The organism is Actinomadura rifamycini DSM 43936 (assembly GCF_000425065.1).
Classification (GTDB): Bacteria; Actinomycetota; Actinomycetes; order Streptosporangiales; family Streptosporangiaceae; genus Spirillospora; species Spirillospora rifamycini.
In genome coordinates this window covers 20,114-44,228 of sequence record NZ_AULB01000033.1, presented here as the reverse complement: position 1 = coordinate 44,228, position 24,115 = coordinate 20,114, and the positions used below count along the sequence as shown (strand labels likewise).

15 protein-coding genes are annotated in these 24,115 nt (G+C 73.4%); 10 read left to right on the top strand and 5 right to left on the bottom strand.

Going from position 1 to position 24,115, the window contains the following annotated elements:
- Positions 1-12: 12 nt before the first annotated feature.
- From H505_RS0128120 to H505_RS0128100, 5 genes are read right to left on the bottom strand one after another with little or no spacing between them, the layout of a single operon-like run.
- Positions 13-1,434, bottom strand: coding sequence for a rhamnulokinase (locus tag H505_RS0128120; protein WP_026404647.1), 1,422 nt, complete (start codon positions 1,432-1,434; stop codon positions 13-15).
- Positions 1,431-2,051 carry a LutC/YkgG family protein gene (locus H505_RS0128115; RefSeq protein WP_026404646.1) on the bottom strand — a complete coding sequence of 207 codons (621 nt, stop codon included), beginning with the start codon at positions 2,049-2,051 and terminating at the stop codon, positions 1,431-1,433. The genes H505_RS0128120 and H505_RS0128115 overlap by 4 nt, the downstream gene beginning before the upstream one ends.
- A complete protein-coding gene (locus tag H505_RS44795) occupies positions 2,048-3,535 on the bottom strand; it encodes a LutB/LldF family L-lactate oxidation iron-sulfur protein (protein ID WP_211238579.1) in 1,488 nt (495 codons plus the stop codon). The genes H505_RS0128115 and H505_RS44795 overlap by 4 nt, the downstream gene beginning before the upstream one ends.
- 32 nt (positions 3,536-3,567) lie before the next feature.
- Positions 3,568-4,281 (bottom strand): (Fe-S)-binding protein, encoded by a 714-nt coding sequence (locus H505_RS0128105; protein WP_026404645.1) that lies wholly within the window; start codon positions 4,279-4,281, stop codon positions 3,568-3,570.
- Positions 4,278-5,369, bottom strand: coding sequence for a LacI family DNA-binding transcriptional regulator (locus H505_RS0128100; protein WP_026404644.1), 1,092 nt, complete (start codon positions 5,367-5,369; stop codon positions 4,278-4,280). The genes H505_RS0128105 and H505_RS0128100 overlap by 4 nt, the downstream gene beginning before the upstream one ends.
- A 298-nt stretch (positions 5,370-5,667) precedes the next feature.
- Here H505_RS0128100 and H505_RS0128095 point away from each other — a divergent pair, with 298 nt between their 5' ends.
- The 10 genes from H505_RS0128095 to H505_RS0128050 all read left to right on the top strand — a co-directional run bounded on the left by H505_RS0128095 (position 5,668) and on the right by H505_RS0128050 (position 24,027).
- Positions 5,668-7,206: a sugar ABC transporter ATP-binding protein gene (locus H505_RS0128095; RefSeq protein WP_026404643.1), complete on the top strand. Its 1,539-nt coding sequence runs from the start codon at positions 5,668-5,670 to the stop codon at positions 7,204-7,206.
- A 3-nt stretch (positions 7,207-7,209) separates the two neighbouring features.
- Positions 7,210-8,337, top strand: a complete 1,128-nt coding sequence (locus H505_RS44790; RefSeq protein ID WP_084550911.1) for an ABC transporter permease — start codon at positions 7,210-7,212, stop codon at positions 8,335-8,337.
- Positions 8,334-9,362 (top strand): ABC transporter permease, encoded by a 1,029-nt coding sequence (locus tag H505_RS44785; RefSeq protein ID WP_051301254.1) that lies wholly within the window; start codon positions 8,334-8,336, stop codon positions 9,360-9,362. The genes H505_RS44790 and H505_RS44785 overlap by 4 nt, the downstream gene beginning before the upstream one ends.
- 66 nt (positions 9,363-9,428) lie before the next feature.
- The gene (rhaS, locus tag H505_RS0128080) at positions 9,429-10,511 is read left to right on the top strand and encodes a rhamnose ABC transporter substrate-binding protein (protein ID WP_026404642.1); all 1,083 of its coding nucleotides are present in this window, start codon (positions 9,429-9,431) and stop codon (positions 10,509-10,511) included.
- 7 nt (positions 10,512-10,518) lie between these two features.
- Entirely contained in the window at positions 10,519-10,851 is a 333-nt protein-coding gene (locus tag H505_RS0128075; protein ID WP_026404641.1) for an L-rhamnose mutarotase, read from the top strand.
- A 62-nt stretch (positions 10,852-10,913) separates the two neighbouring features.
- Positions 10,914-12,080, top strand: a complete 1,167-nt coding sequence (gene rhaI / locus H505_RS0128070; RefSeq protein WP_026404640.1) for an L-rhamnose isomerase — start codon at positions 10,914-10,916, stop codon at positions 12,078-12,080.
- A 246-nt stretch (positions 12,081-12,326) separates the two neighbouring features.
- Positions 12,327-14,384, top strand: coding sequence for a bifunctional rhamnulose-1-phosphate aldolase/short-chain dehydrogenase (locus H505_RS0128065; protein ID WP_026404639.1), 2,058 nt, complete (start codon positions 12,327-12,329; stop codon positions 14,382-14,384).
- Positions 14,385-14,533: 149 nt separating this feature from the next.
- Positions 14,534-17,650 carry a glycoside hydrolase family 78 protein gene (locus H505_RS0128060; RefSeq protein ID WP_034520216.1) on the top strand — a complete coding sequence of 1,039 codons (3,117 nt, stop codon included), beginning with the start codon at positions 14,534-14,536 and terminating at the stop codon, positions 17,648-17,650.
- A gap of 198 nt (positions 17,651-17,848) precedes the next feature.
- On the top strand, positions 17,849-21,070 hold the full coding sequence (locus H505_RS0128055) for a family 78 glycoside hydrolase catalytic domain (protein WP_026404637.1): 3,222 nt from the start codon (positions 17,849-17,851) through the stop codon (positions 21,068-21,070).
- A complete protein-coding gene (locus H505_RS0128050; RefSeq protein ID WP_026404636.1) occupies positions 21,067-24,027 on the top strand; it encodes a glycosyl hydrolase in 2,961 nt (986 codons plus the stop codon). The genes H505_RS0128055 and H505_RS0128050 overlap by 4 nt, the downstream gene beginning before the upstream one ends.
- Positions 24,028-24,115 lie beyond the last annotated feature (88 nt).

Below are 24,115 nucleotides of genomic sequence, written 5' to 3'. Positions count from 1 at the left end.
CGGCGCTACACGTCAGCGCAGGCGCTCGGCGGCCTCGTCCCAGCGGCCGGAATCGGCCGACGGCTCGTAGCGGCGCAGCGGCTGCGTCGCGGCGACGAGTTCGCGCATCTCGGCGAGACTCCCCACGATGCCGTGCGCGCGCGCCTGCACCAGGACGTTGCCCAGTGCGGTCGCCTCGACCGGGCCCGCGACGAGCGGGAGCCCGCACGCGTCGGCCGTCAGCCGGCACAGCAGCTCGTTGCGGCTCCCGCCGCCGACGAGGTGCACGACCTCCACCTCGGTGCCCGACAGCCGCGCCGCCTCGCGCAGCGTCTCCCGGTGCGCGAGGGCGAGGCTGTCCATGATGCAGCGGACGGTCTCGGCGCGCGTGGCCGGCTCGGGGAACCCGCGGCGGCGGCAGTGCGCGGCGATCCGGGACGGCATGTCGCCGGGCGGCAGGAACTCCGGGTCGTCGGGGTCGATGAGGGAGCGCAGCCCCGGCACCCGCGCGGCCTCGGCGAGCAGCGCGGGCAGGTCGGGGTTGCCCCAGGCCCGCATCGACTCCTGCAGGAGCCACAGCCCCATCACGTTGCGCAGGTACCGGACGGTGTCGTCCACCCCGCCCTCGTTGGTGAAGTTCGCCTTGCGGCTCTCCTCGCCGAGGACGGGCTCGTCCAGCTCGACGCCGACCAGCGACCACGTCCCGCACGAGATGTAGCCGAACCGGCCGGACGCCGGGACGGCGGCGACCGCGGACGCGGTGTCGTGCGAGCCCACGGCGGTGACGGGGGTGCCGCGGTGCCCGCACTCGCCGCCCGCCTCCGGCCCCACGCGGCCGATGACCTCGCCCGGGTCGACCAGCGGCGCCAGGAGGTCGGGCGAGGCGCCGACGAGGTCGAGCAGCGTGGTCGACCAGAGTCCGGTGCGGGGGTCGAGCAGTCCCGTCGTGGACGCGTTCGTCCGCTCCGCGACCGTCTCGCCGGTCATCCAGTGGGCGAGCAGGTCGGGGATCAGCAGCAGGGAGTGCGCGCGGGACAGGTCGTCGGCGGCCAGCTGGTAGATCGTGTTGAACGGGAGGAACTGCAGTCCGGACTCCCGGTAGAGCAGGTCGTCGCCGATCTCGGCGCGCAGCCGCTCCATGACCCCGTCGGTCCGCCCGTCCCGGTAGTGGACGGGGTTGCCGAGCAGCTTCCCGTTCTCGTCGAGCAGCCCGTAGTCGACGGCCCACGAGTCGATGCCGATGGACGCCAGCTCGCCCGTGTGCGCGCGCAGGCCGTCGAGAACGTTGCCGTAGAGCCCGAGGATGTCCCAGTGCAGCGTGCCGTTCACCCGCACGGGCCGGTTCGCGAACCGCCGCTCCTCCCGCAGGTCCAGGACGTCCGGTCCGACCCGCGCCGTCATCACCCGGCCGCTGGACGCGCCGAGGTCGACGGCCGCGAACACCTTCTCGCTCATTCGGCGATCACCACTTCCAACGTTCGGGGGCCGTGCACGCCCTCCACGCGCGACAGCTCGATGTCGCTGGTCGCGGACGGACCGGAGACCATCGTCAGGGGACGGGACGGGTCGAGCCGCTCCAGCGCCTCAGGGACGTCCGGCGCCACCTGGGCGGCGCGGACGACGATCAGGTGGTAGTCGGGGACGAGCGACAGCGCCCGCGGGCCCTGCCCGGCCCCGTGGTCGAGGACGATCGTGCCGGTCTCGGCGATCGCGGCGGCGCAGCCGGTGACGGCGCCCGCGAGCCCGTCGAGGTCGGCGACGGCCGGGTCGCGCACCAGGTCGGCGTCCGCGCCCGCGAGCCACGCCGCCGGCAGGTCGCCGGGGACCCCGTGCGCGCCCGGACGCGCGGCCAGCCGCTCGGCGATCACCCGCGGCAGGTCGGCCTCGGCGGCGCGCAGGACGACCGCGCGGTAGTGCGCGACGCGCTCGGCGAACAGGTCGAGCACCCCGTCGTCGTGGTGCCGCCGCAGGTAGCCGCGCTCGATCCGCGCGTAGTCGGCGGCGATCTCGGCGTCCGGACGCGCCGGGACGATTCCGTCGATCCGCCGCAGGATCTCCTCGCGCGCGCTCACGCGTCCTCCCCCTTCTCCCGCTTCGCGTCCTCCGTGCCTCCCGGGCCGGCCGGGTCGGTGCCGTGTCCCGGGTCGGGTGCGCGGCCGCCGTCGGTGCGGGCCCACCAGGCGCGGAACGACTCCTTCGGCGGCGCGGGCGCGTCGCGGGTCTCGGTCCAGGCGCCGAGCGGCCCGGGCAGCCGCCGGATCCGGCCGCGCGGCGCGACGATCCGGCGGGACGCGGACGCGGCGCGCTGCGCGAGCGCGAGCCGCGCGGGCGAGCGCAGCGTCCACCCGGCCGCCGTCATCGCGGCCTTCTCCACCGGGTGGCGCGGCCCGTCCTCGACGGCGCGGGCGCGCAGGTGGACCAGCACCTCGGGGATGTCGATCGCGACCGGGCACGCCTCGAAGCACGCCCCGCACAGCGACGACGCGTAGGGCAGGGAGGCGTCGACCTCGGAGCCGATGCCGCGGATCTGCGGCGACAGGATCGCGCCGATCGGCCCCGGGTACGGGGAGCCGTAGGCGTGCCCGCCGGCCCGCTCGTAGACGGGGCAGACGTTGAGGCACGCCGAGCAGCGGATGCAGCGCAGCGCCTGGCGGCCGACCTCGTCGGCGAGCGTGTCGGTGCGGCCGTTGTCGAGCAGCACGAGGTGGAAGTCGCGGGGCCCGTCGCCGGGGTGCACGCCCGTCCAGGTGGAGGTGTAGGGGTTCATCCGCTCGGCCGTGGACGAGCGGGGGAGGAGCTGCAGGAACACCTCGAGGTCCCGCATCGTCGGGACGATCTTCTCCACGCCCATCACCGAGATGAGCGTCTCGGGGAGGGTGAGGCACATCCGGCCGTTGCCCTCGGACTCGAGGACGACGAGGGTGCCGGTGTCGGCGACGGCGAAGTTGACGCCCGACACCGCGACCTTCGCCGACAGGAACTTCGCGCGCAGGTGCCGCCGGGCGGCCTCGGCGAGGTCGGCGGGGGAGTCGCTCAGGTCCGCGGGCGCGTCCGGCATCTCCTTGCGGAAGATGTCGCGGATGTCGGACCGGTTCCGGTGGATGGCGGGGACGAGGATGTGCGACGGGCGGTCGTGGCCGAGCTGCACGATCAGCTCGGCGAGGTCGGTCTCGTAGGCGGCGATGCCCTCCTCGGCGAGCGCCTCGTTCAGGCCGATCTCCTGGGTGGCCATCGACTTGACCTTGACGACCTCGGTCTCGCCGGTCGCCTTCACCAGGTCGGCGACGATCCGGTTCGCCTCGGCGGCGTCCCGCGCCCAGTGGACCGTTCCGCCCGCCTCGGTCACCTTCTCCTCGAGCACCCGCAGGTAGTGGCCGAGGTTCGCCAGGACGTGGTCCTTGATCTGCTTGCCCGACTCCCGCAGCGCGCCCCAGTCGTCCAGTTCGGCGACGGCGTCGGCGCGGCGCTCCCGGATCGTGCCGGTGGCGTGCGCGAGGTTGCCGCGCAGCCGCGGGTCCGCGACGGCGCGCCGGGCGGCGTCGGGGAAGGACGGCATGCCGAGGTAGGTCGGCATCGCGTTCTGGGACGTCACGACGGGTCCTCCTCCGTGGACGCGAGGATCTCGGCGAGGTGGACGGTCCGGACGCCCGCGCGGGTGCGGCTGAGCGCGCCGCCGATGTGCATCAGGCACGAGTTGTCGGCGGCGCACAGCGTCTCCGCGCCGGTCTCCCGGACGGCCGTCACCTTGTCCGCGCACATCGCGGCCGAGACCTCGGAGTTCTTCAGCGCGAACGTGCCGCCGAACCCGCAGCACTGGGTCGCGTCCGGCAGGTCGACCAGGTCGATGCCGCGCACCTCGCGCAGCAGCTTCAGCGGGCGGTCGCCGACGTGCAGCATCCGCAGCGAGTGGCAGGTCGGGTGGTAGGTGACGCGGTGCGGGTAGTACGCGCCGACGTCGGTGACGCCGAGGACGTCCACGAGGAACTCGGTCAGCTCGTGGACGCGGGACGCCAGGCCCGCGGTGCGGGGCGCGAGGCGGGGATGCCAGTCCCGGATCATCGCCGCGCACGACGCCGACGGCGTCACCACCGCGTCGTACGCGTCGAACGTCTCGGAGAACCCCTTGACGAGGTGCTTCGCCTGCGTGCGGTAGCCGGTGTTGAGGTGCATCTGCCCGCAGCACGTCTGCCCGGGCGGGAACTCGACGTCGTGGCCGAGCCGCCGCAGCAGCCGCACCATCGCCTTGCCCGTCTCCGGGTACATCGTGTCGTTGACGCACGTCAGGAACAGCGCGATCTTCACCCCTGACCCCCCTTCGGGCCCCCCGCGGGCCGGCTGGACTCGCGGACCACCAGTTCCGGCTGGAACATCACCTGCTGGTGAGCGTGCCCCGCGCCCTCGTCGTCGCACTCCTCGAGCAGCAGCTCGGTCGCGATGCGGCCGAGCTGGTAGGTGGGCTGCCGCACGGAGCTGAGCGGGACGGCGGCGGCCGCGGAGAACTCGATGTCGTCGTACCCCATGATCGCGACGTCGGTCGGGACCTTCACGCCGGCCTGCAGCAGCTCGCGCTGCACGCCGAGCGCGAGCAGGTCGTTGGCGCAGAAGACGGCGTCCGGCAGCGGGCGGCCGTCCGACAGCAGCCGCAGCGCGGCCTCCTGCCCGGCCCGGGCGTTCATCGCCGGGACGGTCACCTCGCGCATCGCCTCCCGGCCGAGCCCGGCGGCCTTGAGCGCGCGCAGCGCCCCCTTGCGCCGGTCGGCGCACTGCCGCAGGACGGACGGGCCCGCGACGTACGCGAGCGTGCGGGCCCCGTCGTCCAGCAGCCGCCCGGCGGCCAGCTCGCCGCCCGCGACGTCGTCGACCGCGACCGAGCACTGGTTGGCGCGCGGCGTCGGGTGGTCCAGCAGGACGACCGGGACACCGCGGTCGCGGAGCACGTCGGCGTTCGCGCCGTCGTCGCCGACCGGGGTGAGCAGCACGCCGCGGACCCGCTGCTCGGCGAGCACCCGCAGGTTGCGCTGCTCCCGGTCGTCCGACTCGGCGGACGACGCGAGGATCACCGCGTAGCCGCGCTCGCTGGCGACGTCCTCGACGCCGCGGGCGAGGTCGGTGAAGAACGGGTTGGCGAGGTCGAGCACCATCAGCCCGATCGTGCTGCTGTGCCCGGCGCGCAGCGTGGACGCAGAGCCGTTGCGGACGAAGCCGAGCTCGACGATCGCCTGCTCGACGCGTGCGCGGGTGGCCTCGGCGACCCGCTCGGGGCGGTTGAGCACGTTCGACACGGTGCCGGGGGAGACGCCGGCGCGGGCGGCGACCTGCTTGATGCCCACGGCGGGGCGCCCCCGAGCGGGGCGGCCGCCGCCCGGCCGCCCGGTGCCTTCAGTGCTCACGCTCTCGCCCCCGTCGGATCCGGTTGTGGTGTCGGACACTTTGGGTCATCGATTAAAACGTGTCAACCCCGAGATGAACAGCCGGGTGCCCCCGCGGGCGGCGGCCGGACCCGGACGCCGGGCATCTTCAAAACGTCGCCGTCCCTTGCCACACCGAGGTTTCCGCGACGTTACGCCGGGTTCTCGCCGATGTTCCCTCTTGACGGGTGCATCAGGTCACATCTACCGTCCTCCGCAACATCCTGTTAAAACGTTTTTCACCGTCCCGTTTCGGACGTCCCCCGCGAGGAGGGTCGCCATGAGTGCACCCGGCCGGTCGGCACCGCCGACATTGGCCCTGGTCAACGTCAGCAAGTCCTTCGGCGCCGTCCGCGCCCTCCAGGGCGTGACCCTGGAGCTCCACGCGGGCGAAGTGCACGCGCTCGCGGGGGAGAACGGCGCAGGCAAGTCCACGGTCGTAAAAACGTTCGCAGGCGTGCACCGGCCGGACGCGGGCGAGGTGCGGGTCGACGGCGAGCCGGTGAGCTTCGGCGGCCCCGCCGACGCGCAGGCCGCCGGCGTCGCCGTCATCTACCAGGAGCCGACGATGTTCCCCGACCTGTCGGTCGCGGAGAACATCTTCATGGGGCGGCAGCCGCGCGCCGCCGGCGGCCGCATCGACCGCAGGGCGATGCACGCCGAGACCGCGAAGCTGTTCGAGCGGCTCGGGGTCGCGCTCGACCCGCAGCAGCCCGCGCGCGGCCTGTCGATCGCCGACCAGCAGGTCGTCGAGATCGCCAAGGCCATCTCCCGGGACGCCCGCGTGCTGATCATGGACGAGCCGACGGCCGCGCTGACCGGGCAGGAGGTCGCCCGGCTCTTCACCGTCACCCGGACGCTGCAGGAGCAGGGCTGCGCGATCCTGTTCATCTCGCACCGGCTGGAGGAGATCTTCGAGATCTGCCAGCGGGTCACCACGCTGCGGGACGGCACCTACATCGGCACCGAGGCGCTCGAGGGCCTCACGCCCGACGACCTCGTCCGCCGCATGGTCGGCCGCGACCTCGACGCGCTCTACCCCAAGCAGGACGTGGCGCCCGGCGAGGTCGCGCTCAAGGTGAGCCGGCTGACCCGCGAGGGCACCTTCACCGACGTCTCGTTCGAGGTGCGGCGCGGCGAGATCGTCGCGCTCGCCGGGCTGGTCGGCGCGGGCCGCTCCGAGGTCGCCCGCGCGATCTTCGGGGTGGACCGCTGGGACGCCGGCTCCGTGGAGGTCGCGGGCAAGGCGCTGCCCGCGGGCAGCCCGACCGCGGCGATGTCGGCCGGGCTGGCGCTCGTCCCCGAGGACCGCCGCCAGCAGGGGCTCGTCATGGACATGTCCATCGAGCGCAACATGGGCCTCACCCAGCTGCGGTCGCTGCGCCGCGCGACCGGCCGCGCCGGGCTGATCTCCCGGAAGGTCGAGCGCGACCGCGCCGCCGACTGGGCGCTGAAGCTCCAGCTCAAGTACGCGCGGCTCACCGACGTCGTCGGCGTCCTGTCCGGCGGCAACCAGCAGAAGGTCGTGCTCGCCAAGTGGCTCGCGACCGAGCCGGACGTCCTCATCGTGGACGAGCCGACGCGCGGCATCGACGTCGGGACCAAGGCCGAGGTGCACCGGCTGCTGTCCGAACTCGCCGCGCAGGACCTCGCCGTCCTGATGATCTCCTCCGACCTGCCGGAGGTGATCGGCATGGCCGACCGCGTCCTGGTGATGCACGAGGGCCGGATCACCGCCGAGATCGGCCGCGGGGACGCGACCGAGGAGAACGTGATGGCCGCCGCGACCGGCCGCGCCGACAACGGAAAGGCGGCCTGACCCATGACCGTCCTCGCAGAGTCCCCGGCCCGCAGCGGGCCGGACGGCGCGCCGGGGGGAGGGCGCCGCCTCGTCGACTTCATCCTGCGCGCGCGCGAGCTGAGCATCTTCGGGGCGCTGGTCGTCCTGGTCGTCGCCACGACGATCGCGAACCCGCGGTTCCTGTCCGAGCAGGGCGTGAAGGACATCTTCCTCAACGCCTCGATCCTGGTGCTGCTGGCCGTCGGGCAGACGATCGTGGTCGTCACCCGCAACATCGACCTGTCGGTCGGGTCGACCGTCGGGCTCGTCGCGTTCCTCGTCGGCAGCTTCGTGTCGGACAGCGACACCAACATCCTCGTCGCCGTCGCCCTCGGCGTCGGCATCGGCCTCCTCTGCGGCCTCGTCAACGGGCTGCTCGTCAGCTTCTGCAGGGTGCCCGCCCTGGTCGTCACGCTCGGCACGCTGTACGTGATCCAGGGGCTCCAGTACCGCATCGCGCAGGGCGAGCAGATCAGCGCGTCCGAGGTGCCGGACGGGATCCTGTCGATCGGCACCGGCGGCGTCCTCGGCGTCCCGTACCTGCCGATCATCACGGTGATCGTGATGCTGATGGTCGGGTACTACCTGCGCTCCTACTCGTCCGGCCGCGAGTTCTACGCGATCGGATCGAGCCCGGAGGCGGCGCGCCTGGCCGGCATCCCGATCCGCCGCCGCGTGCTGACCGCCTACCTCGTCAGCGGCGGCCTCGCCGGCCTCGCCGGGGTGCTGTGGCTGGCCCGGTTCGGCACGGTCGTCGCCGACGCCGCCAACGGCTGGGAGCTGACGGTCGTCAGCGCCGTCGTGGTCGGCGGCGTCGCGATCACCGGCGGCGTCGGCACCGTGTACGGCGCGGCGCTCGGCGCGCTCCTGCTCACCACCATCGGCAGCGTGCTGGTGGTGCTCAAGGTCAACTCGTTCTGGCAGCAGGCCATCACCGGTGTGCTGCTGCTCCTGGCGATCAGCGTGGACCGGCTGCTGGAGCTGCGCGTCGCACGGGCGCTGAAGTCCCGCACCAGGCATTCGGTCGACGCGCCCGGCGCGGCGGCGAAGGCCGGGTCCGCGGCGGCCGGGTCCGAGACGGTCACGGTCACGAAGGGGAAGGACTCATGACGAGCGACGCGCGCTCCCTCTCGAAGACGGGTGCGGCCGGACGGTTCGTCCGGTGGGAGACGGCCATCACGGCGCTGCTGGTCGCGGTGTTCGTCGGCGGCATCGGGGTCTCGCCCGACTTCGGCAACAGCGGAAACCTGTCGTTCGCGCTGCGGGACCTGTCGGAGATCGCGCTCATCGCGCTGCCGATGACGCTGCTGGTCGTCTGCGGCCAGGTGGACCTGTCGGTCGCGTCCGTGCTCGGCCTGTGCAGCGCCCTCACCGGCAAGCTGTGGGACGGCGGCATGGCCATCGAGTCGATCATCCCGATCGTGCTCGCGGTCGGGCTGGTCTGCGGCCTGGTCAACGGGTTCCTGGTGACGAAGCTGGGGCTGCCGTCCCTGGCGGTGACGATCGGCACGATGACCCTCTACCGGGGCCTGGCCTACGTCACGCTCGGCACCGGCGCGGTGTCGCAGTTCCCCCAGACCTACACCGACATGACGCTGAACAACGTGCCGGGCACGCCGATCCCGTACCCGATCGCGCTGTTCGCCGTCCTGGCGCTGCTGACCGCGGTCGTCCTGCACGCCACCGGCATCGGCCGCTCGCTGTTCGCGATCGGCGCGCAGGAGGACGCCGCGTACTTCGCCGGCATCCGCGTCAAGCGGATCAAGTTCGTGCTGTTCGCGGTGTCGGGCGTCGTCGCCGCCCTCGCCGGCATCATCTACACGCTCCGCTACGGCAGCGCCCGCGCCGACAACGGCCTCGGCCTGGAGCTGACCGTCATCGCGGCGGTGCTGCTCGGCGGGATCGACTTCGACGGCGGCAAGGGCACCCTCGGCGGCGTCATCGCCGCGGTGCTGGTGATCGGCCTGCTGCGCAACCTGCTGATGCTCAACGACGTCAGCACCGAGACCCAGTCGATCGTCACCGGCTTCCTGCTCATCATCAGCGTCCTCACGCCGCGGCTGATCGCCGTGTCCCGCGAGGCGCGAGGACGGCGGCGGGGCGCGAGACCCGCGTCCCCCGCCGCCTCCACCTAGCCCCACCGACCCCGCCCCCCGCCCTCGCGCGACCCACCCCAGTTGGATTCTTCGAAAGGCACACCAATGACCGTCCGTCTGCGCCTCCCGCGCCGCGCCCTCGCCGCGGCGACCGCCGGCGCGCTCGCGCTGTCGCTCGCCGCCTGCGGCGGCACCACGAAGGAGTCGGCCGAGAGCTCCGGCGACAAGGCCGGCAGCGGCAAGACCGCGAACCCGAGCGCGCCCATGGAGAAGGGCCTGAAGCTCGCGTTCCTGCCCAAGCAGGTCAACAACCCGTACATGAAGATCGTCGACGACTCGGGCATCGCGGCGGCGAAGGGGTTCGAGGCCGAGGCGAAGGAGGTCGGCCCGTCCGACGCGTCCGCGTCCTCGCAGGTCTCCTACATCAACACGCTGATCCAGCAGCAGCACGACGCGATCATGATCTCGGCGAACGACCCGAACGCGGTGTGCGGCCCGCTCAAGCAGGCCATGCAGCAGGACATCGCCATCGTCGCCTACGACTCCGACACGGCGCCCGAGTGCCGCGACGTGTTCATCAAGCAGGCGAGCTCCGAGGACATCGCCCGCACCCAGGTCGAGATGCTCGCCGAGCAGATCGACGGCAAGGGCAAGTTCGCGATCCTGTCGGCGACGGCGAACGCCACCAACCAGAACGCCTGGATCGAGCTCATGAAGAAGGAGCTCGAGAAGCCCGAGTACGCCGAGATGGAGCTGGTCAAGGTCGCCTACGGCGACGACGACGACCAGAAGTCCTTCCAGCAGACGCAGGGCCTCCTGCAGGCTTACCCGGACCTGAAGGGCATCATCGCCCCGACCACGGTCGGCATCGCCGCCGCGGCCCGCTACATCGACGGCTCCGAGTACAAGGGCAAGGTCGCGGTGACCGGCCTCGGCACCCCGAACCAGATGCGGCAGTTCATCAAGAACAAGACCGTCGAGGAGTTCGCCCTCTGGGACCCGAAGCAGCTCGGCTACCTCGCCGCGTACGCCGGCGGCGCGCTGGCGTCCGGCCAGATCACCGGCAAGGAGGGCGAGGTGCTGAAGGCCGGCGACCTCGGCGAGCGCACGATCCAGCCGAACGGCGAGATCATCCTCGGCCCGCCGACGAAGTTCAACACCGAGAACATCGACGAGTTCCAGTTCTGATCGTCGCATGGACTCCGGAAGCAGCAAGCGCGTGTGCTTCCTGCTGAAGGTCAGGCAGGACCGCCTGGAGGAGTACAAGGTGCGCCACCAGGCGGTCTGGCCCGACATGCAGGACGCGTTGCGCGACTCCGGCTGGCACAACTACTCGCTGTTCCTGCGCGAGGACGGCCTCCTCGTCGGCTACCTGGAGACCGACGACTTCGAGGCCGCGCGGGAGCGCATGGCCCGCACCGACGTCAACGCCCGCTGGCAGGCGGAGATGGCGCCGCTGTTCGAGGACCTCGACGGCCGCCCCGACGACGGGATGCGGCCGCTGGAAGAGGTCTTCCACCTCGACTGAGGCGGACCACCGGAAACACGCGCCCTTCACCAGAGGGCTACTGACGAATCGAGAGGTTGACCGTGAGCGACACCAGCGCGGTGAAGGACGCCCTGCGCCGCCAGGAGATCGAGACTCCCTCCTGGGCGTACGGGAACTCGGGGACCCGCTTCAAGGTCTTCGCCCAGCAGGGGGTGCCGCGGACCCCGCAGGAGAAGATCGACGACGCCGCGCAGGTGCACCGCTTCACCGGGGTCGCGCCGAAGGTGGCGGTGCACATCCCCTGGGACCGGGTGGACGACTACGCCGCGCTGGCGGCGCACGCGCGGGAGAAGGGGGTGCGGATCGGCGCCGTCAACTCCAACGTCTTCCAGGACGACGACTACATGCTCGGCAGCGTCACCAACCCCGACCCGAAGATTCGCCGCAAGGCCCTGGACCACCTGCTCGAGTGCGTCGACATCATGGACCAGGTCGGCTCCCGCGACCTGAAGCTGTGGTTCTCCGACGGCACGAACTACCCGGGCCAGGACGACGTCCGCGCCCGGCAGGACCGGATGGCCGAGGCGCTCGCCGCCGTCTACGAGCGGCTCGGCGACGACCAGCGGTTCCTGCTGGAGTACAAGCTGTTCGAGCCCGCGTTCTACATGACCGACCTGCCGGACTGGGGCGCGTCCTACGCGCACTGCGTCAAGCTCGGCCCGAAGGCGCAGGTCGTCGTGGACACCGGGCACCACGCGCCCGGCACCAACATCGAGTTCATCGTGGCGTTCCTGCTGCGCGAGGGGAAGCTCGGCGGGTTCGACTTCAACTCCCGCTTCTACGCCGACGACGACCTGATGGTGGGCGCCGCCGACCCGTTCCAGCTGTTCCGCATCATGCACGAGGTGGTGCGCGGCGGCGGGTACGACGCCGAGACGGGCGTGGCGTTCATGCTCGACCAGTGCCACAACATCGAGCCGAAGATCCAGGGCCAGATCCGCTCGGTGATGAACGTGCAGGAGGCCACCGCGAAGGCGCTGCTGATCGACCGCGAGGCGCTGTCGGCCGCGCAGGCCGCCGGCGACGTCCTCGGGGCCAACGCGATCTTCATGGACGCCTACAACACCGACGTCCGCCCGCTGCTGGCCGAGCTGCGCGAGGAGATGGGCCTGCACCCGGACCCGATCGCCGCGTACAAGGCGTCCGGCTACTACGAGCGGGTCGTCGACGAGCGCAAGGACGGCCAGGCCGCCGGCTGGGGCGCCTGACCCTCCCGGGACCCGGGGCGGCCTCCGCTCGCAGAGCTCGCTCCGGCCGCCCCTGTAAGAAGGCCGCCGACACGGTGGCAGCGGTTCGGCCGGGACCTGGCTCCGGGCCGAGGCGAGGCCGCCGGCACGGTGGCAGCGGTTCGGCCGGGGAGTTCGCTCCGGCCCGTGCCGCGGGCGGCCGCATCGGGCCCGTCCCTCTGACCGCAGAACGCTGATCCGGATTCGGCACCGACAAGGAGAGCATCGATGACCGCGACCCCACCCGAGGTGGGCAAGCTGCTGGAACGGGCCAACACCCTCGGCTCCGACCCCCGCAACACCAACTACGCGGGCGGCAACGCCTCGGCGAAGGGCACCGTCACCGACCCCGTGACGGCCCGCGACGTCGAGCTGATGTGGGTGAAGGGCTCCGGCGGCGACCTCGGCACCCTCACCGAGAAGGGCCTGGCCGTGCTGCGGCTGGACCGGATGCGCGCGCTCGTGGACGTCTACCCGGGCGTGGAGCGCGAGGACGAGATGGTCGCCGCGTTCGACTACTGCCTGCACGGCAAGGGCGGCGCGGCGCCGTCCATCGACACCGCGATGCACGGCCTGGTGGAGGCCGCGCACGTCGACCACCTGCACCCCGACTCGGGCATCGCGATCGCGACGGCCGCCGACGGCGAGGAGCTGACCCGCCGGATCTTCGGCGACCGGGTGGCGTGGGTGCCGTGGCGGCGGCCCGGCTTCCAGCTCGGCCTCGACATCGCCGCGATCAAGAAGGCGAACCCGCGGGCCATCGGCGTCATCCTGGGCGGGCACGGCATCACCGCTTGGGGCGACACCAGCGAGGAGTGCCGGGCGAACTCGCTGGAGATCATCCGGACGGCCGAGGCGTACATCGCCGAGCACGGCCGGGCCGAACCGTTCGGCCCGGTGGTCGACGGGTACGAGCCGCTGCCGGAGGCCGAGCGCCGCGAGCGCGCCGCCGCGCTGTTCCCGCTGATCCGCGGGCTCGCGTCCGCGGACCGCCCGCAGGTGGGGCACTACACCGACAGCGAGGCGGTGCTCGACTTCGTGTCGCGCGCCGAGCACCCGCGGCTGGCCGCGCTCGGCACGTCCTGCCCGGACCACTTCCTGCGCACCAAGGTCGCCCCGATGGTGCTGGACCTGCCGCCGTCCGCGCCGCTCGACGACGTCAAGGCGCGGCTGAAGGAGCTGCACGCGAAGTACCGGGAGGAGTACGCCGCCTACTACGAGCGGCACGCGACCCCGGACTCCCCGGCGATGCGCGGCGCGGACCCCGCGATCGTCCTGGTGCCCGGCGTCGGCATGTTCTCCTTCGGCGCGAACAAGCAGACGGCGCGGGTCGCGGGCGAGTTCTACGTCAACGCGATCAACGTGATGCGCGGCGCGGAGGCGCTGTCGTCGTACGCGCCGATCGACGAGGCGGAGAAGTTCCGCATCGAGTACTGGGAGCTGGAGGAGGCCAAGCTCCGCCGGATGCCGAAGCCGAAGCCGCTCGCCACCCGCGTCGCGCTGGTGACCGGCGGCGGGTCGGGCATCGGCGCGGCCACCGCGCGCCGGCTGGCCGCCGAGGGCGCCTGCGTGGTCGTCGCCGACCGCGACCTGGCCGGGGCGGAGAAGATCGCCGCCGAGCTGGGCGCGTCCGCGCTGCGGGCGTCGGACGTCGCGGTGGCCGTCGCGGCGGACGTCACGTCCGAGGACGAGATCGCGGCGGCCGTGCGGGACGCCGTCCTGGCGTTCGGCGGCGTGGACCTGGTGGTGAACAACGCCGGGCTGTCGATCTCCAAGCCGCTGCTGGATACGACCGTCGCGGACTGGGACCTCCAGCACGACGTGATGGCGCGCGGCTCCTTCCTCGTCGCCCGGGAGACCACCCGGGTGATGGTCGACCAGGAGATGGGCGGCGACATCGTCTACATCGCGTCCAAGAACGGCGTGTTCGCCGGGCCGAACAACATCGCCTACGGCGCGACCAAGGCCGACCAGGCGCACCAGGTGCGGCTGCTGGCGGCCGAGCTGGGCGAGCACGGCATCCGCGTCAACGGCGTCAACCCCGACGGCGTGGTGCGCGGCTCCGGGATCTTCGCCGGCGGCTGGGGCGCCAAGCGCGCCGCCGTGTACGGCGTCGAGGAGGAGAAGCTCGGCGAGTTCTACGCCCAGCGGACGCTGCTCAAGCGCGAGGTGCTGCCCGAGCACGTCGCGGCGGCCGTCTTCGCCCTCACCGGCGGGGACCTGACCCACACGACGGGCCTGCACGTGCCCGTGGACGCCGGAGTCGCCGCGGCGTTCCTGCGCTGACGGCGCGTCCGGCGACCGCCACAACCGAAGACCGTCACGACAAGAGAGTGTGATCGGGGGATCCCACCCTAGGGGCAGGCGAGCGGAGCCCCGGCCGCGTGCGCGCGGCCGCGGGCTCGGCCCGCCGTGCCCGAAACCGGAGGCAGCCCATGCGACCGGCACGGTCCAGACTCCTCATCCTCCCGTCGGCCCTCCTCCTGGCCGTCACCGCCGGGGGCACCGCCCCGGCGGCGGCCGACCCCGGCGGCGTCCGCGTCGCCTCGACCACCACCGAGTACGGCGACCGCCCGCTCGGCATCGACGACCCCCGGCCGCGCTTCTCCTGGCGGCTGGCCTCGCCCGCCCGGAACCGGAGCCAGTCCGCCTACGAGATCCGCGTCGCGTCCGCCCCGTCGCGGCTCGCGTCCGCCGACGTCTGGACGAGCGGCAGGGTCGCGTCGCCGCGGTCGGTCCTGGTGCCGTACGGCGGGCCCGCGCTCGAACCCCGCACCCGCTACCACTGGACCGTCCGCGTGTGGGACGACCGGGGCCGCCCCTCGCGGTGGAGCGAGCCCACGTGGTGGGAGACCGGCCTGCTGGACGGCCGGGACCTCGGCGGCGCGTGGATCGGGCACGACGCGCCGCTGCCGCTCCCGACCTCCTTCACCGGGCAGAACGACCCGTCGCGGCTCGCGGAGGGAACGCAGGGGCAGACGTTCGTCTCCGACGAGCCGGTCACGTCGGTGTCGATCCCGATGCCGACCTGGCAGACCTCCGACGCCGACGTGACCGTCGCCCTGCGCGCGGACGGCCCGGACGGCGCGGTGCTCGCCCGGCGCCGCGTGGAGAACCACCCCGACAACGCCGAGGCGACCCTCGAACTGGACGAGCCCGCTCCCGCCGGGACGTACTACGTGGAGCAGTCGGAGCCGTCCGGGCAGATCGGCTGGTGGGGGCACACGGAAGGCGGCTACGAGCACGGCACGGCGTACCGGGACGGCGAGCCCGTGGACGGCGACCGCCGCTTCTCGTTCCAGACCGTGTCGTCCGGCGCCGACGGCATGACCTCGCGGCTCCGCAAGGAGTTCGCGGTCGGGAAGAAGATCGCGCGGGCCCGCCTCTACTCGACCGCGCTCGGCGTCTACACCGCGGAGATCAACGGGCGCCGGGTCGGGAACGACGAGCTGACCCCCGGCTGGACCGACTACTCCAAGCGCGTCCAGTACCAGACGTACGACGTCACGAAGCTGCTGCGCAAGGGCGGCAACGCGATCGGCGCGACGCTCGCGCCGGGCTGGTACTCCGGGCACATCGCCATCTTCGGGCCGGGCCAGTACGGCGACCGCCCGTGGTTCCGCGCCCAGCTGCGGATCGACTACACCGACGGGACGTCCCAGAAGATCGTCACCGATCCGGGCTGGCGGAGCGCGGTGGGGCCGGTCCAGACGTCCGACCTGCTCATGGGCGAGGCGTACGACGCCCGCGAGGAGACCCCCGGCTGGAGCCGCCCCGGGTTCGACGCGGCGGCGTGGAAGCCCGTCCTGGTCGACGAGGAGGCCGGCCCCCTCCCCGTCGCCCAGTCCGCCGCGCCCACCCGGGTCGAGCGGGAGATCCGGCCCGTGGAGGTCACCAGCCCGGCGAAGGGCGTGCACATCTTCGACCTCGGCCAGAACATGGTGGGCGCGGTGCGGCTGCGCGTGTCCGGCGAGGCCGGTCGGACGGTCACGCTGCGGCACGGCGAGGTCCTCAACGAGGACGGCACCCTCTACACCGCGAACCTGCGCACCGCGAAGGCCACCGACACCTACACGCTCAAGGGCGGCGGCGCCGAGACCTATGAGCCCCGGTACACCTTCCACGGCTTCCGGTACGTCGAGGTCACCGGCTACCCCGGCACGCCGGGCCCGGACGCCGTCACCGGGCGCGTCATGCACACCGCCGAGCCGTTCACCATGGAGTTCGACACCGACGTGCCGATGCTCGACCGGCTCCACAGCAACATCACGTGGGGGCAGCGCGGCAACTTCCTCAGCATCCCGACCGACACCCCGGCACGGGACGAGCGCATGGGCTGGTCCGGCGACATCAACGTCTTCGGGCGCACCGCCGCCTACAACATGCGGTCCGCCCGCTTTCTCACCAAGTGGATGCGGGACATGCGCGACGCGCAGTCGGAGGACGGCGCGTTCCCGGACGTCGCGCCGAAGGTCGGCTTCCTCGGCGGAGGCTCGGCCGGCTGGGGTGACGCGGGCGTCACCGTCCCGTGGAACCTGTACCAGGCGTACGGCGACCGCCGCGTCCTGGAGGACAACTACCCGGCGATGCGGAAGTGGATCGCGTACCTGGAGCGGAACAGCGACGGGCTGCTGCGCCCCGCGTCCGGGTACGGCGACTGGCTGAACGTCGAGGACGAGACGCCCAAGGACGTCATCGGCACCGCCTACTTCGCGCACAGCGCGGCGCTCGTCGCCGAGACCGCCCGCGTCCTGGGCGAGGACGCGGACGCCGAGCGGTACGAGGACCTCGCCGGACGGGTGCGCGCCGCGTTCGACGACGCGTACGTCACCGAGGGCGGAGCCCGCGTCAAGGGCGACACCCAGACCGCCTACGCGCTCGCCCTGGCGTTCGGCGTGCTGCCCGAGGACGCGCGCGGGCCCGCCGCGGACCGGCTCGTCGAGCTGATCGAGGCGCGCGGCTGGCACCTGTCCACCGGCTTCCTCGGCACGCCGGAACTGCTGCCGGTGCTGACCGAGACCGGGCACACCGACGTCGCGTACCGGCTGCTGCACCAGAAGACGTACCCGTCGTGGGGCTACCAGATCGGCAAGGGCGCCACCACGATGTGGGAGCACTGGGACTCGATCAGGCCCGACGGCGGCTTCGAGGACCCGGCGATGAACTCCTTCAACCACTACGCCTACGGCGCGGTGGGGGAGTGGATGTACGCCAACATCACCGGCATCGCCCCGGCCGAGCCCGGCTACCGCAGGACCGTGATCCGGCCGCGCCCGGGCGGCGAGGTCGGGCGCGCCCGCGGCCGCCACGACTCGATGTACGGCCCGATCGAGACGGCGTGGTCGGTCGCCGGCGGCCGCTTCGAGCTGTCGGTGTCCGTCCCGGTCAACACCACCGCCGAGGTGTGGGTCCCGGCCCGGTCCGCCGCGCAGGTGCGGCAGGAGGGGGCGAGGTTCCTGCGGATGCGGGACGGCGCCGCCGTGTTCGCCGTCGGCTCCGGCTCGTACCGCTTCACCGCCCCCGCACCCGGGCCGGCCCCCGGCACCGGCTGACCCGACCCTCCCGACCCGCCGCGCGGGGAGGGCGCCCACCCCGCCCGCCCTCCCCGCCACCCCCAGCGCGAACAGGAGAACCATGCACGCCCACCGCCCCCGCCGCGCCCTGCTCTCTCCGTCACCGCCGCTACGCGGTCTTCGAGGTCGGCTCCGGTCGCGTCCACTTTCGTTCGAACCACCTGTAGGGAACGCTCCATGACCAACGAAACGGGCATGAGCCGCCGCCGCTTCCTGGCGGCCTCGACCGCCGGGACGGCCGGCGCCGTCGTCCTCGGCTCCGCGGGCCCCCTCGCCGGCCCGCTGGCCGGCACCGCCGCCGCGGCCCCCGCGCCGGGGGCCGCGCGGCGGGCGCCGTCCGGGCTGCTGACCTCGCTCCTCCCGGCCGGCCTCGGCGTGCGGGCCGCGCGGCCCCGGTTGAGCTGGCAGGTCGCCGACCTGGGGCACGACACGAAGCAGACCCACTACCGGCTCCAGTTCGCGACGACCCCGCGCGGGCTCGAGCGCGGCCCGCGCACGTGGGACAGCGGCCGCGTCGCGTCGGCCGACTCCGCGGCCGTCCCGTACGGCGGCCCCGACCTCGCCCCCGAGACGGCGTACTGGTGGCGGGTCCGGACGTACGACGGGAACCGCGCGTCCCGCTGGTCGGAGCCCGCGCTGCTCGCCACCGGCGTGGACGCGTGGACCGCCGACCCGGTCTGGGCCCCGGCGGCCGAGGCGCCCGGCGACGGCGTCCTCACCGCCCGCGTGCGCATCGCGGCCGTCGCCGCGAGCCTGTGGTTCCGGGCGTCCGGCGCCGGCGCCAACTACCTGTGGCAGCTCCGCGCCGGGACGCCCGGGGTGCTGAAGAAGCACGTGTGCGTGGACGGCTCCTACCGGGTGCTGGAGGAGAAGGCCCTCGCCGTCCCCGTCGAGACGGGACGCTGGTACGACGTCGCGATCGAGATGTCGGGCGACACGTTCACGACCTCGATCGACGGGACGGTCGTCGACACGACCGCCGACGGCACGCACCGCACGGGCACGGTCGGGATGCGCAATGGGTCGACGGAGTCCAACGCCTGGGACCGCGTCGCGTTCACCGCCGCCGACGGCACCGCCGTCCTCGACGAGGACTTCACCGCCGGGCGCGGCACGTTCTCCGCCGGGACGGTCGAGAACGGCGTGCTGACGCTCGGCGGCGGGCAGTCGGCGCTGTCCTCGGCGGGGGCGCCCGACGACGACTGGGCGCTGCTGCGCACGGAGTTCGTCCTCGCCCGCAAGGAGATCGCGGCGGCGGTGCTGCACGTCGCCGCGCAGTCGCCGGAGCCGACCCGGCAGTACCCCGCGAAGGTGTGGGCGAACGGCGAGGTCGCCGGGTTCGCGTCGATGCGGTCGGGGGCCGGGGCGCCGAAGTACCACTCGTTCGACGTGGCGCGCCTGCTGCGGCCCGGCCGCAACGCCCTCGCCGCGCTCGCGTTCACCACCGCGGACAAGCGGTTCGTCGCCCGCCTCGCCGTCACCTACGCCGACGGGACGACCGCGACCGTCGACACCGGGCGCGCCTGGCGGGCGCGGCGCCAGGCCGGGATGCTGCGCGACGCGGGCACGATCGGCACCGGGTACTACCACTGCCGCCAGGAGTACTGGGACATGCGGCACGAGCCCGCGGGCTGGACGCGGCCGGGGTTCGACGACGCGGCGTGGGAGCCGGCCGCCGTCCGGGACCCGATCGACGGCCTGGAGCCCGCGCTCGTCGAGCCCGTCCGGCTGCACGACGTCCGCCCCGCGTCCGTCCGCCGGACCGCGCCCGGCACGTGGCTGGTCGACCTCGGCCGCGAGATCGTCGGCGGGCTGCGCCTGTCCGTGCGCGGGAAGGCGGGGCAGACCGTCGAGGTGCGGCTCGGCGAGGAGCTGAACGGCGACGGCACCGTCCGGCACGCCCTGCGCGCCCAGGTCACCTACCGGGAGATCTGGACGCTGCGGGACGGCCCCCAGACGATCGAGCACTGGGGCTACCGCGGCTTCCGCTACGCGCAGCTCGTCACCGACGGCGACCTGGACCTGTCCGGCGCCGTCACCGGGCGGTTCTGGCGCGCCGACTGGGACGACGGCGCCGCGTCGTTCACCAGCTCCAGCCCCGACCTCGACCGCGTGTACGCGATGTGCCGCTACTCGATCGAGGCGACGCGCGGCGACCTGTACGTCGACACCCCGACCCGCGAGCGCGGCCCGTACGAGGGCGACGTGCTGATCAACCAGGCGTCCGAGTACGGGACGCAGCGCTCGTTCGCGCTGGCCCGCGCGTCCGACGCGTTCCTCGCCCGCAACCACACCTGGCCGACCGAGTACCGGCTGATGAACGTCATGTCGGCGTGGCAGGACTACCTGCACACCGGCGACCCCGAGCAGCTCGCCGCCGACTACGACCTCCTCGCGGGCAAGCACCTGACCCGGTTCATCGGCGACGACGGCCTCGTCCGCAAGGACCCGGGGCGGTCCAGCCAGGACCTCGGCGACCTCGTCGACTGGCCCGCCTCCAACCGGGACGGGTACGTGTTCACCGAGGTCAACACGGTCGTCAACGCCTGCCAGTACGCCGCGTTCGACGCGATGGCGAAGATCGCGGACGCCCTCGGCCGGACGGCCGACGCGAAGGACTGGCGCGCCCGGGCGGAGAAGCTCGCCGACGCGATGCGCGCGAAGCTCCTCGACGCCCCCGGCGGGCGGTTCGTCGACGGCCTCGGCACCGCGCACGGCGCCCAGCACGCCACCGCCTACCCGGTCGCGCTCGGCGTGGCCGGGCCCGGCGCCGTCCCCGACGACGTCCTGGCCGCGCTCGGCCGGACGCTCGCCGCCGGCGGCATGAAGGTCAGCGTCTACGGGGCGCAGTTCCTCCTCGACGCGCTGTTCGCCGCCGGCCGCGCCGAGGACGCCATCGGGCTCATGACCGCGACCGGCACGCACTCGTGGCTGCACATGATGGACGACCTCGGCGCCACGATCGTCGCGGAGGCGTGGGACCCGGCCCTCAAACCCAACATGACGTTCTCGCACGCGTGGGGCTCGGCGCCCGCGAACGCCGTCCCCCGCCACGTGCTGGGCGTGCGGGTCACGGCGCCGGGCGCCGCCGAGATCGAGATCCGGCCCCGCCCCGGCGGCCTCACCCGCGCCGCGGGCCGCGTCCCGACCGTCCGCGGGCCCGTCTCCGTCGACCTGGACCGCGACCGCGGATACCGCCTCGACGCGGACGTCCCGCCCAACACCTCGGCCCGCGTCGTCGTCGAGCTCGGCGACGACGACCCGCGCCGCTACCGCGTCATCGGACCCCACGCACACGCCCCCCGCGCCACGGGCCGGGACGTCACCGGGCGGCTCCTCACCATCGGCCCGGTCGGCTCCGGCCGCATTTCAGTGATCCGCACAGGAGGAAAGAGTTGAACGACCGCAACGAGGTCTCGCGCAGGCGCGTCCTGCAGATCGGCGGCGCCGCCGCCGTCGCCGCGGCCGCCGTGCCCGCGCTCGGGGGAGAGACCGCCGTCGCCGCCGCCAAGCCCGGGAACGGCCCGGGCGGGCACGGCAAGTTCGCCCGCCCGGCCGCGGCCGTCCGGCCCCGGTTCCGCTGGTGGTGGCCGGACGCCCACGTCGACCCGCGCGAAATCCGCCGGGAGATCGACCAGATCGCCGACGCCGGCTTCGGCGGCGCGGAGATCGTCGCGCTGCACCACAGCATCGACGACAAGTCGCTCCTCGACCCGAAGAAGCACGGCTGGGGCACCCCCGCGTGGAACGAGGCCGTCGAGGCGGCGCTCGACCAGGCGCGGCGCCGCGGCGTCACGGTCGACCTGACGATGGGCCCGGCGTGGCCCGCGGCCGTCCCGTCGATCACCCCGGACGACGAGGCCGCCGTCCAGGAGCTCGCGTACGGCGCGGCCACGGTGGAGGCGGGGGCGACGCACGACGGGCCCGTCCCCGAGCCGGTCGCGGCGCCCGCGGACGGCGTCACCAAGCGGCACCTGGTCGCGGTGCACGCCGTCCGGCTCGACCCGGCGAACGACACCCGCAAGGAGACCGGCCTCGCGGCCGGCTCCTTCCAGGACCTGACCGCGAAGGCCGCGAACGGCCGCATCGCCTGGACCGCGCCGTCCGACGGCGACTGGGTGCTGCTGTCGTACTGGCGGCGCGGCAGCGGGCAGCGGCCCGAGTCCGGCCCGCACAGCGACCCGCCCAGCACGGTCGTCGACCACTTCAGCAAGGCCGGGACCCGCGCGGTCACCGCGTTCTGGGAGGCGAAGCTCCTCACCCCGCGCATCCGGAAGCTGATCCGGCAGGCCGGGTGGACGCTGTTCGAGGACTCGATCGAGCTGGAGACCGACGCCCTCAACTGGACGCCCGCCCTGCCCGAGGAGTTCCGCAAGCGGCGCGGCTACGACCTGATGCCGTACCTGCCGGTCATCGTCCGGCACGACGAGGACCCGGTGTACACCTACGACGCCGCGACCACCTCGCACGTCCGGCACGACTTCTGGCTGACGGTCTCCGACCTGTTCGCCGAGAACCACTTCGCGGCGATCGCGAAGTGGGCGCACTCGATCGGGCTGGAGTACCGGGCGCAGCCGTACGGGCTGGAGACCGACTCCATGCAGGCGGCGACGATCCTGGACGTCCCCGAGGGCGAGTCGCTCGGGTTCAAGAACCTCGACGACTACCGGGCGCTCGCGGGCGGCCGCGACATGGCGGGCCGCGAGGTCCTGTCGTGCGAGGCGGGCGCGTACCAGGGCGGCGCCTACAACACCACCTGGGAGAAGCTGCTGCTCACCATGGGCGGCGCCTACGCGGCCGGGCTGAACCAGACGGTCCTGCACGGCTTCTCCTACGCCACGGCCCCCGGCGCGAAGTGGCCCGGCTTCGCCGGGTTCACGCCGTACAGCGGCAACATCGGCTACTCGGAGTCGTGGGGGCCGCGGCAGCCGACCTGGCGCCACGTCCCGGACATCGCCGCCTACATGTCGCGGATCCACCACACGATGCGCACCGGCACGAGCCGCATCGACGTGGCCGTCTTCCGGCAGAAGGGCTACACCAAGACCGGCATCGGCGCCGGATGGTTCACCAAGGAGGGCATCCCGCTCGGCTGGACGCACCAGTTCATCAGCGCGCCGCTGCTCGACCTGCGCTCGGCGACCGTCCGGCGCGGCCGCCTCGCCCCGGACGGCCCCGCCTACAAGGTGCTGTTCGTCGAGGGCGACCGGTTCGCCGGCAAGGAGGCCACGCTCCCGCTGGACACCGCCCGCACCATGCTGAAGCTGACGAAGGCCGGGCTGCCGCTCGTCTTCCTCGGCGACTGGTCCGCGGCGACCGTCCCCGGCCTGGAGCGCGACGGCGAGAACGCGAAGCTGCGGGCCGTCCTGAAGGACCTGTTCGCGCAGCCCCGCGTCCGCGTCGTCGCCGAGGAGGCGGACGTCCCGGGCGCCCTGGCCGACCTCGGCCTGACGCCCGCGGTGTCCTACGCGCAGAGCTCCACGCTCCTCGTCGCGCACCGCGAGGACCGCCGCGCCGACTACTACTACCTGGTCAACGGCAAGCACGCCGACCAGGTGAAGCCGCCGGTCGCGCCGATCGACCACGAGGTCACGTTCACGCGCTCCGACCGCCGGGCCGTCCCGTACCGGCTGGACCTGTGGACGGGCGAGGAGCGGCGCGTCGCGGTCTACGAGGAGGACGGCGACACGGTCACGCTCCGGATCGCGCTGGAGCCCGGCGAGGCCGTCGTGATCAAGCTGGCGCACGGCGGGAACGCGCCGCACGCCACGGCGTCGGACGCCGAGCTGCGCGTCGAGCGGAACCGGCTGGTCGCCCGCGCGACCGCCGCCGGGACCTACGCCACCACCCTGCCGAACGGCCGGACCGTCCGGACCGAGATCCGCCGCGTCCCCGCGGCGCGCGAGCTGACGTCCTGGCGGCTGCGCGTCGAGGACATGACGCCCGACGGGGTGCGGCGGCACGACCTGCGGCTCGACGCGCTCAAGCCGTGGCCGCAGATCCCCGAGCTGGCGGACGTCTCCGGCATCGGCACCTACTCGACCACCGTCGAGTGGGACGGCCGGGACGGCGCCGCCGGCGCGGTCCTCGACCTCGGCTCGGTGTTCGACACCTGCCGCGTCACGGTCAACGGCCGCCGGCTGCCCGCCGTCAGCGTGCTCGTCCCGAAGGTCGACGTCGGCCCGTACCTGCGGCGCGGCCGCAACACGATCGAGGTCGAGGTCGCGACGACGCTGAACAACCGGCTGCGCGTCGCCGACCCCGACGTCTACGGGAACGCGAAGCGGCAGGACTACGGCCTGATCGGCCCCGTCCGCCTCGTCCCCTACGCCGAGGAGGAGGTCCGCACCCGCTGACCCCGCGACCGTCCCGGCCCACCGGTCCGCGGCCCGCCCGCGGACCGGCCCGGGAACGCGTGTGCGGGAGGGCGTTGGCCCCGCCCTC

Excerpts from the sequence above, each read along its gene's own strand:
- rhaS (WP_026404642.1), top strand. The coding sequence starts at position 9,429 with ATGACCGTCCGTCTGCGCCTCCCGCGCCGCGCCCTCGCCGCGGCGACC.
- H505_RS0128075 (WP_026404641.1), top strand. The coding sequence starts at position 10,519 with ATGGACTCCGGAAGCAGCAAGCGCGTGTGCTTCCTGCTGAAGGTCAGG.
- H505_RS0128060 (WP_034520216.1), top strand. The coding sequence starts at position 14,534 with ATGCGACCGGCACGGTCCAGACTCCTCATCCTCCCGTCGGCCCTCCTC.
- H505_RS0128095 (WP_026404643.1), top strand. The coding sequence starts at position 5,668 with ATGAGTGCACCCGGCCGGTCGGCACCGCCGACATTGGCCCTGGTCAAC.
- H505_RS0128065 (WP_026404639.1), top strand. The coding sequence starts at position 12,327 with ATGACCGCGACCCCACCCGAGGTGGGCAAGCTGCTGGAACGGGCCAAC.
- H505_RS0128055 (WP_026404637.1), top strand. The coding sequence starts at position 17,849 with ATGACCAACGAAACGGGCATGAGCCGCCGCCGCTTCCTGGCGGCCTCG.
- H505_RS44795 (WP_211238579.1), bottom strand. The coding sequence starts at position 3,535 with ATGCCGTCCTTCCCCGACGCCGCCCGGCGCGCCGTCGCGGACCCGCGG.
- H505_RS0128120 (WP_026404647.1), bottom strand. The coding sequence starts at position 1,434 with ATGAGCGAGAAGGTGTTCGCGGCCGTCGACCTCGGCGCGTCCAGCGGC.
- H505_RS44790 (WP_084550911.1), top strand. The coding sequence starts at position 7,210 with ATGACCGTCCTCGCAGAGTCCCCGGCCCGCAGCGGGCCGGACGGCGCG.
- H505_RS44785 (WP_051301254.1), top strand. The coding sequence starts at position 8,334 with ATGACGAGCGACGCGCGCTCCCTCTCGAAGACGGGTGCGGCCGGACGG.